Below are 16,172 nucleotides of genomic sequence, written 5' to 3'. Positions count from 1 at the left end.
GGCCGAATTCTGACCTTGCGTCAGTAGAGCGCGAGCAGGATGGCGAGCAGGATCGCGACCGCGGCGGGTGCGCGCCAGCCGAGCGACGGGATCAGCGCGCCGGCCGCACCCGCGATGCTCGACAGCAGCACCCCGACGATCGCGGTGATCCACGCCTCCCGCACGCCCCCGACCGCGAGCGCCAGGACCCAGCAGATCACGACCGTGGTGGCGATCTCGACGAACCGGACGAAGCCGCGGTAGGTCGCCTCGTGCGTGGCGCCGTCCATCGCGGAGCCGTAGGCATCGGTGGAGGCGTGGTTCGTGTCAGCCATGCTGGAGGGCCCCGGTTCTTGTGCAGTTTGGCTGCGCTTTAGCGCATGGCCGGGAGGGGGGCAATGCGCCGCGGGGCCGAGCAGGCCCGCCATTAGGCGAAGGCCGGGCCGTGCGCCCCTTGCCCATGCGCCCCTTGCCCATGCGCCCCCTGCCCATGCGGTCAGGCCGGCAGCGGCAGGCCGGCGGCGGTGAGCGCCTGCTCCTGGCGCGCCGCGAGCTCGTCGAGGGAGAAGCGGTCGATCTCGGCCTCGAACAGGCGGTGGTAGTTGAGTTCCGAGCGCAGGTGCAGGAAGACCGCGCCGAGGCCCACCGCCGCCCGGTCCATGAACACGAATTCCCGCGGCACGGTGACGGGGCCGCGCTCCTTCAGGGCGCGGTGCACCTCGAAGGCCTGCCTGCGTCCGTACTCGCCGGGCTTCACCCCGTCCGCCACCGTGCGGACGCGGTCCTCCAGGAGCGGCCCGTAGATGAACCGCGCCCAGATGTTGAGGATGTCGATGAGTTCGCGGTTGAGGCGCCGGAAGCCCCAGCTCTCGTAGGCGTGGACGATCCGCGCCTGGTCGTCGTGCAGCAGGCCCTTGTAGAGGTCGACCACCCCGCCGACGAAGCGCGGGTGGAAGATGCGGATGCAGCCGTAATCGAGCAGGTTGATGCCCTGCGGCTCGCCGCCCTCGGAGAACACCGTGTAGTTGCCCAGATGCGGGTCGCCGTGGATGACGGCGGCGCGGCTGAAGGGATGCCACCACGCCTTGAACATGGCGTGGGCGAGGCGGTTGCGGATCTCCAGGGATGCCTGGGCGTGGGTGAGGATCTTCTCGCCGTCGAGCCAGGACAGGGTGAGCAGGCGCTTGGTCGAGAGGTCGGGATGCACCGCCGGCACCCGCACGGCCGGGATGCCGCGCAGGACCTCGCCGTAGAGCACCGCGTGCTTGGCCTCGCGCAGGTAGTCGAGCTCCTCGCGCACCCGGTCGCCGATCTCCTTGGCGATCTCGCGGGTGTCGATGGCGACCCGCATGCGGCGGTGGAGCGCGAAGGCGAGTTCGAGCTGCTTGAGGTCCGCCTCCACGGCGGATTGCATGTCGGGGTACTGCAGCTTGCAGGCGAGCGGCCGGCCGTCGCTCGTCGTGGCGCGGTGCACCTGCCCGAGGGAGGCCGCGGCCGAGGGCTTGAGGTCGAACTGGCCGAAGCGGCCCTGCCAGTCGGGGCCGAGTTCGGCCGCCATGCGCCGCTTCACGAAGGCGGCGCCCATCGGCGGGGCCTCGGATTGCAGCTTCTGCAATTCCTGGGCGTATTCGGGCGGCAGCAGGTCCGGCACGGTGGCGAGGAGTTGCGCCACCTTCATGATCGGCCCCTTGAGGCCGCCGAGCGCCTGGGCGAGGGCGGCGGCGTTCGAGAGGTCCTCCCCCTTCAGGCCGAGGAAGCGCGCGCCCGCCATCCGCGCCGCGACCCCGCCCATGTTGGCGCCGACCCGGGCGTAGCGGGCGGCGCGGGCAGAGAATCGGTTGGCTTCGCTGTCGGAGGCGGGCATGGGGGACTCGTGAGGGACCGGTCAGACCCGTAGATATGCCCGTCCGGCGCCGCTGCTAGTCTCGCGCCCGCCCGTGGCGGTGCGGCGAATCGGCGGCACCCGGCGCGAGGGCGCCGGCTCAGGACTGGCGCAGGGCCGCCCGCAGCACCCGGATCATCTCCTCAACGGCGCCGTCCTGGTCCTTGCTGCGCACCGCGTAGTTCACTGACGCGTCGAGATGGTCGCTGATGAGCTGGAGCGCGGCCTCGCGCACCGCAGCCGTGATGGCGTTCATCTGCTGCACCTCGTCGAGGCAGTAGCGATCCTCCTGGACCATTGCCTGGAGTCCGCGGACCTGGCCCTCGATGCGCTTGAGACGCTGCAGGATCGGACGCTTCTCGTCGTCGTTGCGTCGGATCTGGAGACGTCCATCCTGGTAGGTGTAATCCATAACCTTCCGTTCCCGGTCGTCCTTCGGCTCGCACATGAACGCGACGCGGCACGACCGAGGCGGGTTTCCCAGGGACGACCGCCGTTCTGTCTCTACGGCAGCGTCAGCGATCGGACATCTTCGTGCGAACGGTCAAGACCGAAACGATCGCTCGGCCAAGTATTTCAGCACCCGTGCCCGTGCGGCGACAGGTTCCGGTCCGGTCCCGGCATGATCCCCGGGATCCCTGGCGCGCGCGCGCGCTCGACGCCCCCGTTCATCCCGCGGATCCGCCGCGCCCTCAGCGTGCGGGAGGCCGCTCCGGCGTGCCCGGCAACTCGCGAACATCATGGCGCGTCGCCCGGTCCGCGGGATGGTGCTGGAGGGTAGCACCCGTTGTCGAACTTATACTAGTGCAAAGTATCTGTACCGGGGGCGGAATCAAGGGGCGCGTGCGTCCTCAGGCGTCCATGGCTTCGAGTTCCGCGATCATGCCCTCGATCATCGACAGGCCGATCTGCCAGAAGGCCGGGTCGCGGGCATCGAGTCCGAAGGGCGCGAGGAGTTCGCCGTAGGGCTTGGTGCCGCCGGCCGACAGCAGGGCGAAGTAGCGCTCGACGAAGCCCTCTTCGGCGCTCTGGTAGACGCCGTAGAGCGAGTTCACGAGGCAATCGCCGAACGCGTAGGCGTAGACGTAGAAGGGCGAGTGGATGAAGTGCGGGATGTAGGCCCAGAACGGCTCGTAGCCGGCATCGAGCCGGATCGCCGGGCCGAGGCTCTCGGCCTGCACCGACATCCACAGCGCGCAGATCTGCTCGGCGGTGAGTTCGCCCTCGCGGCGGGCGAGGTGGACCTTGCGCTCGAAGGCGTAGAAGGCGATCTGGCGCACCACCGTGTTGATCATGTCCTCGACCTTGGCGGCGAGGAGCGCGCGGCGCTGGCGATGATCCCGGGTGGCGTCGAGGACGCGGCGGAAGGTCAGCATCTCGCCGAACACGCTGGCGGTCTCGGCGAGGGTGAGCGGAGTCGGGGCCATCAGGGCGCCGTTGCCGGCGGCGAGCACCTGATGCACCCCGTGCCCGAGTTCGTGGGCGAGGGTCATCACGTCGCGCGGCTTGCCCTGGTAGTTCACCAGCACGTAGGGGTGGGCCGAGGGAACGGTCGGGTGGGCGAAGGCGCCCGGCGCCTTGCCGGGGCGCACGGGCGCGTCGATCCAGCCCCCGTCGAAGAAGCGGCGGGCGATCTCCGCCATGCGGGGCGAGAAGGCGGTGTAGGCCGAGAGCACCGTCTCGCGCGCCTCCGCCCACGGGATGGTGCGCTGCTCGACCTTCGGCAGGGGCGCGTTGCGGTCCCAGTAGGCCAGGGTCTCGCGCCCGAACCAGCGCGCCTTGAGGCGGTAGTAGCGGTGCGACAGGCGCGGATAGGCGGCCGTCACCGCCTCGACCAGGGCCGCCACCACCTCGGGCTCGACCCGGTTGGCGAGGTGGCGGGCATCCGCCACGTCCGCGAAGCGCCGCCAGCGGTCGGAGATCTCCTTGTCCTTGGCGAGCGTGTTGGTGATGAGGGTGAACACCCGCAGGTTCGCCCGGAAGACGCCGCTCAGCGCCTCGGCGGCGTCGCGGCGCACGCTCTCGTCGGGATCCTGGAGCTTGTTGAGGGTGGGCTCCAGCGTCAGGTCCTCGCCCCGAAGCGGGAAGCGCAGGGAGGCGATGGTCTCGTCGAAGAGCCGGTTCCAGGCCGCCCGCCCGGTGACGGACTTTTCGAGGAGGAGTTTTTCGACCTCGTCGCTGAGCTGGTGGGGCTTCTCGCGCCGGATGTCCTCCAGCCAGGGCCGGTAGCGGGCGAGCGGCGGGTTCGCGGTGGCGGCGTCGATGACGGCATCGTCCACGCGGTTGAGTTCGAGGGTGAAGAACAGGAGGTCGCTCGACGCGTCGGTCAGGCGCTCCTGGGTGTCGCCATAGAACTTGGCGCGGGCCGGGTCGGTGGTGTCGCCCGAGTAGACGAGCCCGGCATAGGACATCAGCCGGCCCATCCGGTCCTCGATTGCCTCGTAGGCGGCGACCGCGCTGCCCAGCGTGTCCGCGGCGTCATCGCTCCCGGCGATCGCGGCGATGCGGCCGCGATAGGTTTCGGCGAAGCTCCGGCACTCGGCCTCGACCGCCGCGAGGTCGCGGGCGAAGGCCGGGTCGTCGAGTCCGGCATAGAGGTCGGAGAGGTCCCATTCCGGCAGCGGGCCGAGATCGACGGCGCGGGCCGTGGCCTGGGCGGCGTTCTGCGAGGCATCCGACGGCACGGCGGCACGGGTCGTCAGCGACCCCGTCGTCATGGGCCGAGTCGTCATGGGTGAGGCGTCCTCTCTCGGTGGATCGTCGCGGCAGGCCGCACCGACATATCGGCACGGCCGCGCCCGCGATCAACCGAGATCGCCATCCCAATCGGGTGAACGGCGGCGCGTCAGTGCCGCCGCACGACGCCGTCCGCGCCGTACGGCGCCTCAGCGCTTCTGGAACAGGGGCATCGCCAGCGCCTCGGCGCGGGCCATCCAGAGGTCCCGCTCGGCGCGCAGCTCCTCCGCCCGCTCGACCTCGGCCTGGACGTGGCTGCGCAGCGCGCGCAGCTCCTGGGCGACGATCGCCTGCAGCTCCTCGTGGCGCTCGGCCTCGACCTTGAGGCGCGCCTTGAGCACCATGTTCTCGGCCATCAGCGCCGCGACGTCCTCGTCCTCGACCTCGCGGGCCTGGGTCTCGGCCGGCGCGGGCTGGACGAGGCGGGGCTCCCAGCCACCCTGCGGCTCGGCCGGGCGGCGGGCTTCGGCGGGTTTCGGCGCGGCGGCGGGCTGGGCCGGCCTGGGGGCGGCGCGCCCCTGATCGGCAGCCTCGATCCGGGACAGGGTGGCGAGCCAGTCGCGCAGGGGGCCCGCCACGTGACGGTCCGCCTGACGGTCCGGGTGGCTCTGGGTCTGGATAGCGGGTTCGGACACGCCGGGTCTCCTGGAATCTCCCGGCCAGCAAAGCCCGGACATGGTTAAGACGTGGTAAACGCGGTCCGGCGCCGGTGATGGCGCGTTGACTTTCGTGCAGAACCCCTCTAGCCCGGCCGCTTCCAGTCGAGTACCCGTCTCGACCCGACCCGCCGACCGGCCCGCGAGGCCGGAGGCCAACGCCCGACAGCGCGACGCGCCCTCGGGCGCGAATGGCGTTGGGCGCGAGGCCGGCTCCAGGCTTGAGCGAGCGGATGAACGACACGAGAGAGGCGCCGTTGCGCATCGAGGACGCGGTGAACGAGGTCTGCCCCTGGTCGGGCAAGCCGATCGCCGCCGATTCGCTGACGCTCTACAACGGCGCCGTCGTCGGCTTCTGCAATCCGGGCTGCCGCGACAAGTTCGAGACCGCGTTGCGCCAGTTCGAGGGCGCGCTCCAGGCGCGCCGCGCCGCGCGCGCCGGCAACGACGAGTAGCGCAAAGGACGGACGCCCCATGTTCGAAGGCCTCTCGGACCGCCTCTCCGGCATCCTCTCCGGGCTCACCCGCCGCGGCGCGCTGACGGAGGCCGACGTCACGGCGGCCCTGCGCGAGGTGCGCCGCGCCCTCCTGGAGGCGGACGTCGCGCTCGAAGTCGTGCGCGGCTTCACCGAGAAGGTGCGCGAGCAGGCGGTCGGCGCCACGGTGCTCAAGTCGGTGACGCCCGGCCAGATGGTCGTGAAGATCGTCAACGACCAGCTCGTGGCGATGCTGGGCTCGCAGGCCGAGGTCATCGACCTCAACGCCCCCTCGCCGGTGCCGATCCTGATGGTCGGCCTGCAGGGCTCGGGCAAGACCACCACCACCGCCAAGATCGCCAAGCGGCTCACCAGCCGCGACAAGCGCCGGGTGCTGCTCGCCTCCCTCGACACCCGCCGTCCGGCCGCCATGGAGCAGCTCGCGGTGCTCGGCCGCCAGGTCGGCGTCGAGACGCTGCCGATCGTCGCCGGCCAGTCGGCGGTGCAGATCGCCAAGCGCGCCATGGAGGCGGCGCGGCTGGGCGGGTTCGACGTGGTGATGCTCGACACCGCCGGCCGCATCACCCTCGACGAGGGGCTGATGCAGGAGGCCGCCGACGTGAAGGCGGCGACGAAGCCCCACGAGGTGCTGCTCGTCGCCGACGCGCTCACCGGCCAGGACGCGGTCAACACCGCGCGCGCCTTCGACCAGCGGCTCGGCGTCACCGGCATCGTGCTCACCCGCATGGACGGCGATGCCCGCGGCGGCGCGGCGCTCTCGATGCGGGCCGTGACCGGCAAGCCGATCAAGCTCGTCGGCACCGGCGAGAAGGTCGACGCGCTGGAGGAATTCCATCCCGACCGCGTCGCCAACCGCATCCTCGGCATGGGCGACATCGTCTCGCTCGTCGAGCGGGCGGCCGAGACCATCGACCAGGAACAGGCCCTGCGCGTCGCCGAGAAGATGCGCAAGGGCAAGTTCGACCTCGACGACCTGTCGATGCAGCTCGGCCAGATGGAGAAGATGGGCGGCATCGGCGGCCTGATGGGCATGCTGCCCGGCATGGCGCAGATGAAGAAGCAGGTCGAGGGCGCCAACCTCGACGAGAAGATGTTCAGGCGCCAGCGCGCGATCATCTCCTCGATGACGCCCGAGGAGCGCCGCAACCCCGACATCCTCAAGGCCTCGCGCAAGAAGCGCATCGCCAAGGGCTCGGGCGTCGACGTCGCGGAGATCAACAAGCTCCTCAAGATGCACCGGACCATGGCCGACATGATGAAGGCGATGGGCTCGGGCAAGCGCGGCATCGGCCAGGCGCTCGGCAACATGTTCGGGCTCGGCGGGGGCGGGCTCGGCCAGATGGGCAAGATGATGGGCGGCGGCATGCCCGAGCCGACGCCCGAACAGATCGCCGCGCTGGAGAAGCAGTTCGGCGGCAAGCTGCCGCCGATGCCGCAGGGCCTCGGGGGGGCGCCGGGCAAGCTCCCGGGGCTGCCGGGTCTCGGCGGCGGAAAGATGCCCGGTCTTCCGGGGCTCGGCGGATTGCCGTTCGGGAAGAAGAAATAGGCGGATGGGGAGTAGCGAACAGCGAATAGAGGGGTTCGGCGGCTTGCAGCGGCCGTGCCGCGAGGCTGAACCCCACTCTTCGCCATTCGCCACTCCCTGTTCGCCCCACATCAAAACCAGGAGAGTTCGATGTCACTGAAGATCCGTCTGACCCGCGGCGGCGCCAAGAAGCGCCCCTACTACCGCATCGTCGTCGCCGATTCGCGCGCGCCGCGCGACGGCCGCTTCATCGACAAAGTCGGCGTCTACGACCCGATGAAGCCGAAGGACGATCCGGCCCGCGTGTCGCTGGAGACCGAGAAGATCCAGGCGTGGCTCGCCAAGGGCGCCCAGCCCACCGACCGCGTCCTGCGCTTCCTCGACGCCGCCGGCCTCGCCCAGCGCCCGACCCGCAACAACCCGAAGAAGGCCGAGCCCGGCACCAAGGCCAAGGAGCGCGCCGCCGCCCGCGCCGAGAAGGCCGGCGCCGGCGAGGACGCCGCGGCGTAACCCGCGATGGCGCGCCGGTCCCCTCCCCCGGGAGCCCGCCGCCCCTCAGGGGCGCGGCCGGGACCGGCCCGTCCGCCTCGCGGTCCGGCGCCGCACGCGGCGCCGGATTCCGCCCTGTCGCCCGCCCGGGATCCCGCCTACGTGCTGCTCGGCGAGTTCGGGCGCGCGCACGGGCTCGCGGGCGAGGTGCGGCTGAAATCCTACACCGCCGATCCGGCGGCGATCGGCAGCTACGGCGCACTCCGCGGCGCGGATGGCCGTACGGTCGAGATCACCGCCCTGCGCCCGACCTCGGGCGCCCCCGACATCCTGATCGCCCGCGTGGCGGGCATTGCCGGGCGCAACGCCGCCGAGGCCCTGAACCGCCTAGCCCTCTACGTCCCGCGCGACCGCCTCGGCCTCCCGGAGGACGAGGACGAGTTCTTCTCCGCCGATCTCGTCGGCCTCGCGGTGACCGATGCGGCGGGTCGCCACCTCGGCACGGTGCGGGCGGTGCCGAATTACGGCGGCGGCGATCTTCTGGAGATCGCGCCCGCGGGCGGCGGGGCCACCGCGCTCCTGCCCTTCACCCGGGCCTTCGTGCCGGCGATCGACCTGGCGGCGCGCATCGTCACGGTGGATCCCCCCGACGACCTCTTCGCCCCGGCCGCTCCGCCGCCCTCCGAGGAGGCGTGAGGCTCAGCGCGCCTGCACCTCCGCCCGTCCGGCCACCAGGGTCAGGGCCGCCTTCAGCGGTGCGGCGCCGACCGGCCTCGGCCCGTCGAAGGGCCGCTCGTGCAGGGCGATCAGCCCGAGCGTCGAGATCATGGCGGCCGCGAACACCGTCATGGCCGTCATCTGCGCGCGCGGCCGGTCGAGATGCACCAGCGCGAGCGCCACCAGGGTCAGGAAGGCCAGCACCAGCAGGGTGAGCCACTTCGACTGGTCGCTGGCGTGCTGGGCCAGGGCCAGCCGGTCCCCCCGGGCGCCGCGCAGGCGCAGCACCGTGTCGAGCAGCGCCCGGTGCGCGGCCAATCCCGCCTCGACGCTGACCCGCGGCGCCGCCGCGGCCTGCAGCAGCCGGCCCAGGGCCTCGGCCGCCCGGGGCGAGGTCTCGCCGTCCTGCATCCGCTCCCATTCCTCGCCCACCACCGCGTCGAGATAGGCCGCCAGATGGGCGCGGATCGCCGCCATGTCGGAGACGGTGGCGAGGCTGAGGTTGTAGACCGCCACCGCGCCGTCGCGCTCGGCCTGCACCGCCCGCACGGCCTGCCGCTGGCGCTCCCAGGCGTCGTTCGCCACGAAGCCGGTGAGGAGGGCGAGCAGCACCGAGACGGCGCCGAAGAAGGGGGCGACCACGCCGCCCAGGCTGGCCACGAAGCCCCGGCTCACGCCGGACACGGCCACGAGCCGGATCAGGCCGATCGCCGCCCCGAACAGGGAGGCCAGTGCCGCGAAGATCAGCCAGACCGGCTGATCGAGCCAGAATCCCAGAACCATCCGCCGCCTCCGTCCCCGCGCGGCAGCCTACGGCGTGGGTGTGGACGGAGCGTGAAGCGCCCGGGCCGTCGTCGCCGCGCGGCCGGTTGACCCGCTGGCGGACGCGCGCGATCAGGCGCCATGACCTCCACGATGTCCTCTCCCTGGCGCGCCACGATCCTCACCCTCTACCCGGAGATGTTCCCGGGCCCCCTCGGGCTCTCCCTCTCGGGCGATGCGCTGGCGCGCGGGGCCTGGACGATCGAGGCGCGCAACATCCGCGACCACGGGATCGGGCGTCACCGGGCGGTGGACGACACCCCGGCCGGCGGCGGGGCCGGGATGGTGCTGCGCTGCGACGTGCTCGCCGCGGCGATCGACGCGGCCGCGGCCCCGGACGATCCGCGCCCGCGGCTGCTGATGAGCCCCCGCGGACGCCCGCTCACGCAGGGCCGGGTGCGGGCGCTCGCCGAGGGGCCGGGTCTCGTCGCGGTGTGCGGGCGCTTCGAGGGGGTGGACGAGCGGGTGATCGAGGGGCGCGGCCTGGAGGAGGTCTCGATCGGCGACTACGTGCTCTCCGGCGGGGAACTGGCCGCGCTGGTGACGATCGATGCCTGCGTGCGCCTGCTCCCCGGCGTGATGGGCAAGGCCGCCTCCGGCGTCGAGGAGAGCTTCGAGGGTCCGCTCCTCGAATACCCGCACTACACGCGGCCGCGCGACTGGGAGGGCCGTTCCATCCCGGAGGTGCTGCTCGGCGGCAACCACGCGGCCATTGCCCGCTGGCGCAGCGCGGCGGCCGAGCGGCTGACGCGCGAGCGCCGGCCGGACCTGCTCGGGCAAGATCCGGCCAAATGACCGCAGGGAATCGCGACAACCGTGCGGTGTGGCGTCTCGCGCTGGTCCGCGGGCTCCGCTATAGCCGGCTGTCATGAAGCTGATCACCTCGACGGACGGGCTCGCCGCGACCTGCGCGCACTTCGCCACGCAACCCTTCGTGACCGTCGACACGGAGTTCATGCGTGAGACGACCTACTATCCCAAGCTCTGCCTGATCCAGATCGCGGCGCCGGACGGGTCGACGGCGCTCGTCGACCCGCTGGCGCCCGGGATCGACCTTGCGCCGTTCTTCGCGCTGATGGGCGACGAGCGGGTGCTGAAGGTCTTCCACTCGGCCCGGCAGGATCTGGAGATCATCTGGCTGCAGGGGGGCCTGCTGCCCCAGCCGTTCTTCGACACCCAGGTCGCCGCGATGGTCTGCGGCTACGGCGACTCGGTCTCCTACGAGCAGCTCGTCAACGACGTCGCCAAGGCCAAGATCGACAAGTCGTCCCGCTTCACCGACTGGTCGCGCCGGCCGCTCTCGGAGGCGCAGCTCACCTACGCCCTCTCGGACGTGACGCACCTCATCAAGGTCTACGAGGTGCTGGCCCGGCAGCTCCTCGCCACCGACCGGGGCGCATGGCTCGACGAGGAGATGGCGGTCCTCACCTCGCCGGAGACCTACCGGGCCGATCCGGACCAGGCGTGGCGCCGCCTCGGCGGGCGGATGCGCAAGGCCCGCGAGATCGCCGTGCTGATGGAGGTGGCGGCGTGGCGCGAGGCGGAGGCGCAGAGCCGCAACGTGCCGCGCGGACGCATCCTCAAGGACGAGGCGGTGCTCGACGTGGCGACCTCGGCTCCGCGCAGCATCGAGGCGCTGGGACGGCTGCGGAGCATCCCGACCGGGTTCGAGCGCTCGCGCACCGGCGCCGAGATCCTGGCCGCGGTGGAGCGCGGGCTCGCCCGCGACCCCGCCACGGTGCCGGTGCCGGAGCGCAGCCGGCCGCGCGGGGGCGGCAACGGCGCCCTCGTCGAACTCCTCAAGGTGCTGCTCAAGGCGGTCTGCGAGGCGGAGCGCGTGGCGCCCAAGATCATCGCCACGGTGGACGACCTCGAAGCCCTGGCCGACGACGACGCGGCGGACGTGCCGGTCCTGCACGGCTGGCGCCGCCGCCTGTTCGGCGAGAAGGCGCTGGCGCTCAAGGCCGGCCGGCTCGCCCTCTCGGCGGAGGGCGGGCGGGTGGTGGTGCGCGAGCTGCCCGACGGGGCGTGACGCGCCCGGGCGTCCGTGCGATGCGCTGTCCGACGAGACGAGATCCCGCGGGACCGGCCCCCGCCCGCACGCGCCGATGCGCCGATGCGGTGTTCGGACGATCAGGTCCGACCATCGCCTCCGGCCCGCGCGGCGCCCGAGCGAAGCCGGCTTGCGCCTTGCGTAGCACTCAGTCGGACGCCGCATGACACCGAGCACCACCTTCTCCGGCCGCACCCTCGCCCTCTTCGGCCTGGGCGGCTCGGGCCTCGCCACCGCGCTGAGCCTCCAGGCCGGAGGCGCCCGGGTGGTGGCCTGCGACGACAACCCCGAGCGCATGGCGGCGGCCGCCGCGCAGGGCATCCCCACCGCGGACCTGCGGGCTGCGGACTGGAGCGGGTTCTCCGCCCTCGTCCTCTCCCCGGGCGTGCCGCTGACCCACCCCGCGCCGCACTGGACCGTCGACCTCGCCCGGGCGGCGGGCGTGCCGGTGATCGGCGACATCGAACTCTTCTGCCGCGAGCGGGCGGTGCGCGCCCCCGGGGCGCCCTTCGTTGCGATCACGGGCACGAACGGCAAATCGACCACCACGGCGCTGATCGCGCACGTGCTCGCGGCCGCGGGCCTGGACGTGCAGATGGGCGGCAACATCGGCACCGCGATCCTGTCGCTCGCGCCGCCCGCCCCCGAGCGGGTCCACGTGATCGAGCTGTCCTCGTTCCAGATCGACCTGACGCCCTCGCTGCACCCGAGCCTCGGCGTGCTCCTCAACATCACGCCCGACCACCTCGACCGCCACGGCGACATGGCGCGCTACGCCGCCATCAAGGAGCGGCTGGTGACGGGGGCGGACCACGCGGTGGTCGGGGTCGACGACGACCACACCCGCGCCATCGCGGACCGCCGCGCCGGGCCGCTCACGCGGGTGCATGTCGGGGAGGGGGCGACCGAGCCCGGCCTCCTCGTGCGGCACGGGATGCTGATCGACGGGCGCGCGAGCCCGCCCGTGCCGGTGGCGGACCTCACCGGCATCGCCGCGCTGCGCGGCGCCCACAACTGGCAGAATGCCGGGGTCGCCTACGCGGTGGCGAGCGCCCTCGGCCTCGGCCCCGAGACCTTCGCGGCGGCGCTGCAGAGCTTCCCCGGCCTGCCCCACCGGATGGAGGAGGTGGGCCGGCGCGGCGGCACGCTGTTCATCAACGATTCCAAGGCCACCAACGCCGATTCCGCCGAGAAGGCGCTCGCGGCCTTCCCGCGGGTGCATTGGATCCTCGGCGGCAAGCCGAAGGAGGGCGGGATCGACAGCCTCGCGCCCTACTTCCCGCGGATCGCCCACGCCTACCTGATCGGCGCGGCGAGCGACGCCTTCGCGTCGACGCTGGAGGGCCATGCGTCCTACAGCCGCTGCGGCACGCTGGCGGCCGCCGTGGCGCAGGCGGCCGAGGACGCGGCGCGCGAGCCCGACGCGGTGGTGCTGCTCTCGCCGGCCTGCGCCTCCTACGACCAGTTCCGCAGCTTCGAGGACCGGGGCGACCAGTTCCGGGCGCTGGTGCGGGCGCTGCCGGGAGTTACAACGTCCACAAGTTGAGCCTTTGAAGTTTTGCACTCATCCGGGGCGTGTTTCCTCATCCCTCACCGAATTCCCCAGATGATAGATGATCACGCTTGGCATTCTCTTCGAACCGCGACAAGAATGCGGCGATGCCGAGTTCCGTCGACTATCCTGCGGACGATCTTCCGGAGCTCTTCCTCGCGAGGGCTCGCACGGCGCTTCTGAATGGGGATCGCCTTATCGACTTCGAATCGAGGGACATGATAAGGATTGCATCAACCTCACATCTCAGGCTGAAATTCGTTGATCTCGTCAAGAACGAGATCAACGATCTAGAACTCAACAATTTGATCATTGGTTACATAAACGACATATCGGAGTCTCTCGATGAGGCACAGGGCGTCTCAGAGGCTCACATCGATTTGATTGACAAAGCTGGCTTTCCGGTCGCCACAGGCGCGGTGGGGCTTGGCATTGCTCTTCTGGTGAGCACGGGCATAGTGTTGGGACCCGTTGCGGTTTTTGGTGGCGGCTTGTTCGGTTTGGGCGTCTGTGGCGCAGGCCGCACGGTGATCAAGCTTCAGAGCAATCGCAACAAGGCATCGATGAGGAAACTCAAAAGGCTTTTGGACGAGCTGAGGTAAATGGCAATGCGCGAAGCCCTTGACCGAGATCTTGCGCTGATCATCATCGGCCTGAGCGTCGCCGTCTGGTGCTTCGCCATCGTGATCTATGCGATCGTCCGCTCCAGCACAACACGGCGACAGTCACTTCGCGCAGCGCACACCTCTTTTGGAAAGACGCTGGCGATTTCCAGCTCGATACGCAAGGCCACACTGGAGCGCACATCGGTTCGATAAGCGCGATAACAGCGCCGCATCGATCCGTCATTTGGCATTGAGCGAGCACTCGGTAATCAGATGACCATGCCGAGCGCCGTAATGTCTTCGGCCTTGATCGATCGGGAGGACGAGCGCGAGGCTCCGGCCTTCGGCGATCCGGCGGCGTGTGCGCAGGTTCCGTTCCGGACCGGATCGGGGTATCATTTGTGCACTGCGTCGCGCTGTCCGCGGCTCTCCCGCCATCGTCGTGGCGCATTCCTGGCCAGCCTGGAGCCATGCTGAATCACTCCCACGTCCTGCCGGCCGGCGGGGCTCCGATCCAGATTCCCGCGCACCGCGCGCCCCGCAAGATCATCAGCTGGAACCTGCTGCGGCGGACCGGTGCGACGGTCGAGGCGCTGGCGGCCCTGGTCGAGCAGGAACAGCCCGACCTGCTGCTGATGCAGGAGGCGACCGCCGAGATCATCGGCCTGCAGGACCGCGTGGGCGGGCATTACGCCTGGGCGCCGCTGCCGCGGCGCATCCACGGGCTCGCCATGTGGAGCCCGACCCCCTTCGTGCGCGCCCCCCTGGTGATCCCGCTACCCTCCGGCGCGCTGATCGACCGGGTCTGCCAGGTGCTCGATTGCGGCAGCTTCGGCGTCGCCAACGTGCACCTCTCGCACGGGCAGATGCTCAACCGCCGCCAGCTGCGGCGCATCGAGCAGCACCTGCCGGCGCGCGCCGCGGTGCTGGGGGACTACAACCTCGTCGGGCCGGCCCTGCTGCCGGGCTTCCGCGACGTCGGGCCGCGGGTCCCGACCCACGCGATGGTCGATCTCGTGCCCCTGCGCCTCGACCGCTGCCTCGTGCGCGGCCTCGTCTGCCGCAGCCGCGCGGTGCTGCCGCGGGGCGCCTCCGACCACCGGCCGATCGTGGTGCACCTCGAACCCGCGGCCCTGCCGCCGCGCCGCGAGCGGGCCGAGCGCCTGCTGCGCGACCGGGTGGACCTCAGAGGTATGGCAGCAGCAATCGCACGCCGGCATCGCGCAGGCGCTCGGGCAGCGCGCGCGCCCGCAGATCCTCGCGGGTGAGGCGGCCGCGCATCTTGGCCCGCATCAGGCCGTCGAGGTCGGCCGCGAAGGCGGGATCGTAGACCTCGACGTTGAGTTCGAAGTTGAGCCGGAAGCTGCGCGTGTCCCAGTTCGCGCTGCCGACGAAGCACCAGACGTCGTCCACCACCATCAGCTTCGAATGGTCGAAGGGCGGGCGGTCGAGCCAGATCCGCACCCCCGACTTGAGCAGCGGGCCGACATGGGCGCGCGTCGCCCAGTCCACGAAGCGGTGGTTGCTCGCCTGCGGGATGATGACGTCGACCGTGATGCCGCGCATCGCCGCGAGTGCGAGCGAGGTGAGCAGGATCTCGCTCGGCAGGAAGTAGGGTGTGGCGAGGCGGATCGAGCGCCGGGCCGTGGCGAGCGCGGCCAGCACCGCGTACTCGATCTTCTCGATGTCGGAATCGGGCCCCGAGGTCACCACCCGGGCGAGCGAGCTCCCCGCCGCCGGGATGGCCGGGAACCACGCCGGCCCGTCGAGATCCTCGCCGGTGACGAAGGCCCAGTCGCGGGCGAAGGCCTGGGTGAGCTGCCAGACCACCGGCCCGTCGATGCGGAAATGCGTGTCGCGCACCGGGTCCGGCGGATCCTGCGCCACGAGGTTCTCGTCGCCGATGTTGACGCCCCCGACGAAGCCGGCGCGGCCGTCGACGATCAGCAGCTTCTTGTGGGTGCGCAGGTTGAGGAAGGGCATGCGCCAGGGCAGGGCCGAGTGCATGAACAGCCCGGCCGGGATGCCCGCCTCGCGCAGCCGCCGGTAGACCTCCGGGAAGAAGTAGCCGCTGCCGATGCCGTCCACGAGCACGCAGACCGCGCAGCCGCGCGCCTGCGCGCCCTTGAGCGCGTCCAGGAAGGCGCGCCCGCTCGCGTCGTGGCGCATGATGTAGCTCGACAGGGCCACCGAGTGGCGCGCGGCCGCGATCGCCTCCAGCATCGCCGGATAGGCCTCGTCGCCGTTGCGCAGAATGCGCACGCCGTTGCCGCCCGCGAGCGGCAGCCCGGTCAGGCGCCCCACCGCCTCCTCCAAGGGCTGGAAATCCTCCGGGACGGCGGCAGGCTCGGGCCGCGGCTGCCCGGGCCGGGCGGTGGGGGGCTGGGGCAGGCGGCGCGCCCGGCGGTGCACCCGGTTGATGCCGAACAGCAGGTAGAGCACCGTGCCGATCAGCGGCGAGAGCCAGGCGAGGCCGATCCAGCCGATCGCCGCCCCCACCTCGCGCTTGAACAGCAGCACGTGCACGCTCACGCCGAGCGCCAGCGCGAGGCCGGCCAGCGCGAGCGCTTCCGCCCGCACCGACCCCAGCCACCCCAACCACGCGATGATCGCCTGCTCCACCGGCCCGCCCGCCACGCCTGCCCTCATCGGAGCGGAT

Annotated in this window: 17 protein-coding genes; 10 read left to right on the top strand and 7 right to left on the bottom strand. The window is 71.4% G+C overall.

The window, feature by feature from the left end; genetic code table 11:
* Nucleotides 1-20: 20 nt before the first annotated feature.
* The 5 genes from MFF61_RS00415 to MFF61_RS00395 all read right to left on the bottom strand — a co-directional run bounded on the left by MFF61_RS00415 (nucleotide 21) and on the right by MFF61_RS00395 (nucleotide 5,232).
* Nucleotides 21-314 carry an aa3-type cytochrome c oxidase subunit IV gene (locus MFF61_RS00415; protein ID WP_238233122.1) on the bottom strand — a complete coding sequence of 98 codons (294 nt, stop codon included), beginning with the start codon at nucleotides 312-314 and terminating at the stop codon, nucleotides 21-23.
* A 161-nt stretch (nucleotides 315-475) separates the two neighbouring features.
* Nucleotides 476-1,843, bottom strand: a complete 1,368-nt coding sequence (locus tag MFF61_RS00410; RefSeq protein ID WP_238233121.1) for an ABC1 kinase family protein — start codon at nucleotides 1,841-1,843, stop codon at nucleotides 476-478.
* Between the two features lie 118 nt (nucleotides 1,844-1,961).
* Nucleotides 1,962-2,273, bottom strand: coding sequence for a metal-sensitive transcriptional regulator (locus MFF61_RS00405; protein WP_238233120.1), 312 nt, complete (start codon nucleotides 2,271-2,273; stop codon nucleotides 1,962-1,964).
* A 439-nt stretch (nucleotides 2,274-2,712) separates the two neighbouring features.
* On the bottom strand, nucleotides 2,713-4,578 hold the full coding sequence (locus MFF61_RS00400; RefSeq protein WP_238233133.1) for a M3 family oligoendopeptidase: 1,866 nt from the start codon (nucleotides 4,576-4,578) through the stop codon (nucleotides 2,713-2,715).
* A 168-nt stretch (nucleotides 4,579-4,746) separates the two neighbouring features.
* A complete protein-coding gene (locus MFF61_RS00395; protein ID WP_238233119.1) occupies nucleotides 4,747-5,232 on the bottom strand; it encodes a hypothetical protein in 486 nt (161 codons plus the stop codon).
* A gap of 254 nt (nucleotides 5,233-5,486) precedes the next feature.
* On the opposite strand from MFF61_RS00395, the gene MFF61_RS00390 reads away from it, so the two are divergent.
* The 4 genes from MFF61_RS00390 to rimM all read left to right on the top strand — a co-directional run bounded on the left by MFF61_RS00390 (nucleotide 5,487) and on the right by rimM (nucleotide 8,460).
* Nucleotides 5,487-5,708 carry an eL24 family ribosomal protein gene (locus tag MFF61_RS00390; protein ID WP_238233118.1) on the top strand — a complete coding sequence of 74 codons (222 nt, stop codon included), beginning with the start codon at nucleotides 5,487-5,489 and terminating at the stop codon, nucleotides 5,706-5,708.
* Between the two features lie 19 nt (nucleotides 5,709-5,727).
* Nucleotides 5,728-7,296 carry a signal recognition particle protein gene (ffh, locus tag MFF61_RS00385; protein WP_238233117.1) on the top strand — a complete coding sequence of 523 codons (1,569 nt, stop codon included), beginning with the start codon at nucleotides 5,728-5,730 and terminating at the stop codon, nucleotides 7,294-7,296.
* A gap of 129 nt (nucleotides 7,297-7,425) precedes the next feature.
* Entirely contained in the window at nucleotides 7,426-7,785 is a 360-nt protein-coding gene (gene rpsP, locus MFF61_RS00380) for a 30S ribosomal protein S16 (protein WP_238233116.1), read from the top strand.
* A 6-nt stretch (nucleotides 7,786-7,791) separates the two neighbouring features.
* Nucleotides 7,792-8,460: a ribosome maturation factor RimM gene (gene rimM, locus MFF61_RS00375; protein WP_238233115.1), complete on the top strand. Its 669-nt coding sequence runs from the start codon at nucleotides 7,792-7,794 to the stop codon at nucleotides 8,458-8,460.
* Nucleotides 8,461-8,463: 3 nt separating this feature from the next.
* Here rimM and MFF61_RS00370 read toward each other — a convergent pair whose 3' ends face one another.
* The gene (locus MFF61_RS00370; RefSeq protein WP_238233114.1) at nucleotides 8,464-9,264 is read right to left on the bottom strand and encodes a bestrophin-like domain; all 801 of its coding nucleotides are present in this window, start codon (nucleotides 9,262-9,264) and stop codon (nucleotides 8,464-8,466) included.
* A gap of 120 nt (nucleotides 9,265-9,384) precedes the next feature.
* On the opposite strand from MFF61_RS00370, the gene trmD reads away from it, so the two are divergent.
* From trmD to MFF61_RS00340, 6 genes are all read left to right on the top strand, one after another.
* The gene (trmD, locus tag MFF61_RS00365; RefSeq protein ID WP_238233113.1) at nucleotides 9,385-10,098 is read left to right on the top strand and encodes a tRNA (guanosine(37)-N1)-methyltransferase TrmD; all 714 of its coding nucleotides are present in this window, start codon (nucleotides 9,385-9,387) and stop codon (nucleotides 10,096-10,098) included.
* 73 nt (nucleotides 10,099-10,171) lie between these two features.
* A complete protein-coding gene (gene rnd, locus MFF61_RS00360) occupies nucleotides 10,172-11,335 on the top strand; it encodes a ribonuclease D (RefSeq protein WP_238233112.1) in 1,164 nt (387 codons plus the stop codon).
* A gap of 184 nt (nucleotides 11,336-11,519) precedes the next feature.
* Nucleotides 11,520-12,902 carry a UDP-N-acetylmuramoyl-L-alanine--D-glutamate ligase gene (murD, locus tag MFF61_RS00355; RefSeq protein ID WP_238233111.1) on the top strand — a complete coding sequence of 461 codons (1,383 nt, stop codon included), beginning with the start codon at nucleotides 11,520-11,522 and terminating at the stop codon, nucleotides 12,900-12,902.
* A 113-nt stretch (nucleotides 12,903-13,015) separates the two neighbouring features.
* Nucleotides 13,016-13,510: a hypothetical protein gene (locus MFF61_RS00350; RefSeq protein WP_238233110.1), complete on the top strand. Its 495-nt coding sequence runs from the start codon at nucleotides 13,016-13,018 to the stop codon at nucleotides 13,508-13,510.
* On the top strand, nucleotides 13,511-13,726 hold the full coding sequence (locus MFF61_RS00345) for a hypothetical protein (protein ID WP_238233109.1): 216 nt from the start codon (nucleotides 13,511-13,513) through the stop codon (nucleotides 13,724-13,726).
* Nucleotides 13,727-13,983: 257 nt separating this feature from the next.
* On the top strand, nucleotides 13,984-14,781 hold the full coding sequence (locus MFF61_RS00340) for an endonuclease/exonuclease/phosphatase family protein (protein ID WP_238233108.1): 798 nt from the start codon (nucleotides 13,984-13,986) through the stop codon (nucleotides 14,779-14,781).
* Here MFF61_RS00340 and MFF61_RS00335 read toward each other — a convergent pair.
* Nucleotides 14,699-16,135, bottom strand: coding sequence for a phospholipase D-like domain-containing protein (locus MFF61_RS00335; protein WP_238233132.1), 1,437 nt, complete (start codon nucleotides 16,133-16,135; stop codon nucleotides 14,699-14,701). The genes MFF61_RS00340 and MFF61_RS00335 overlap by 83 nt on opposite strands.
* Nucleotides 16,136-16,172 lie beyond the last annotated feature (37 nt).

The sequence above is a fragment of the Methylobacterium isbiliense genome (assembly GCF_022179325.1).
Lineage (GTDB): Bacteria > Pseudomonadota > Alphaproteobacteria > Rhizobiales > Beijerinckiaceae > Methylobacterium > Methylobacterium isbiliense.
This window is presented reverse-complemented; position numbering and strand designations above follow the sequence as displayed.

Bases quoted from the DNA above. Each gene is read 5' to 3' on its own strand.
- MFF61_RS00410 (WP_238233121.1), bottom strand. From the start codon at position 1,843: ATGCCCGCCTCCGACAGCGAAGCCAACCGATTCTCTGCCCGCGCCGCC.
- MFF61_RS00400 (WP_238233133.1), bottom strand. From the start codon at position 4,578: ATGACGACGGGGTCGCTGACGACCCGTGCCGCCGTGCCGTCGGATGCC.
- ffh (WP_238233117.1), top strand. From the start codon at position 5,728: ATGTTCGAAGGCCTCTCGGACCGCCTCTCCGGCATCCTCTCCGGGCTC.
- MFF61_RS00340 (WP_238233108.1), top strand. From the start codon at position 13,984: ATGCTGAATCACTCCCACGTCCTGCCGGCCGGCGGGGCTCCGATCCAG.
- rnd (WP_238233112.1), top strand. From the start codon at position 10,172: ATGAAGCTGATCACCTCGACGGACGGGCTCGCCGCGACCTGCGCGCAC.
- murD (WP_238233111.1), top strand. From the start codon at position 11,520: ATGACACCGAGCACCACCTTCTCCGGCCGCACCCTCGCCCTCTTCGGC.
- rpsP (WP_238233116.1), top strand. From the start codon at position 7,426: ATGTCACTGAAGATCCGTCTGACCCGCGGCGGCGCCAAGAAGCGCCCC.
- MFF61_RS00405 (WP_238233120.1), bottom strand. From the start codon at position 2,273: ATGGATTACACCTACCAGGATGGACGTCTCCAGATCCGACGCAACGAC.
- MFF61_RS00345 (WP_238233109.1), top strand. From the start codon at position 13,511: ATGGCAATGCGCGAAGCCCTTGACCGAGATCTTGCGCTGATCATCATC.
- trmD (WP_238233113.1), top strand. From the start codon at position 9,385: ATGACCTCCACGATGTCCTCTCCCTGGCGCGCCACGATCCTCACCCTC.
- MFF61_RS00370 (WP_238233114.1), bottom strand. From the start codon at position 9,264: ATGGTTCTGGGATTCTGGCTCGATCAGCCGGTCTGGCTGATCTTCGCG.
- MFF61_RS00415 (WP_238233122.1), bottom strand. From the start codon at position 314: ATGGCTGACACGAACCACGCCTCCACCGATGCCTACGGCTCCGCGATG.
- rimM (WP_238233115.1), top strand. From the start codon at position 7,792: ATGGCGCGCCGGTCCCCTCCCCCGGGAGCCCGCCGCCCCTCAGGGGCG.
- MFF61_RS00350 (WP_238233110.1), top strand. From the start codon at position 13,016: ATGCCGAGTTCCGTCGACTATCCTGCGGACGATCTTCCGGAGCTCTTC.
- MFF61_RS00390 (WP_238233118.1), top strand. From the start codon at position 5,487: ATGAACGACACGAGAGAGGCGCCGTTGCGCATCGAGGACGCGGTGAAC.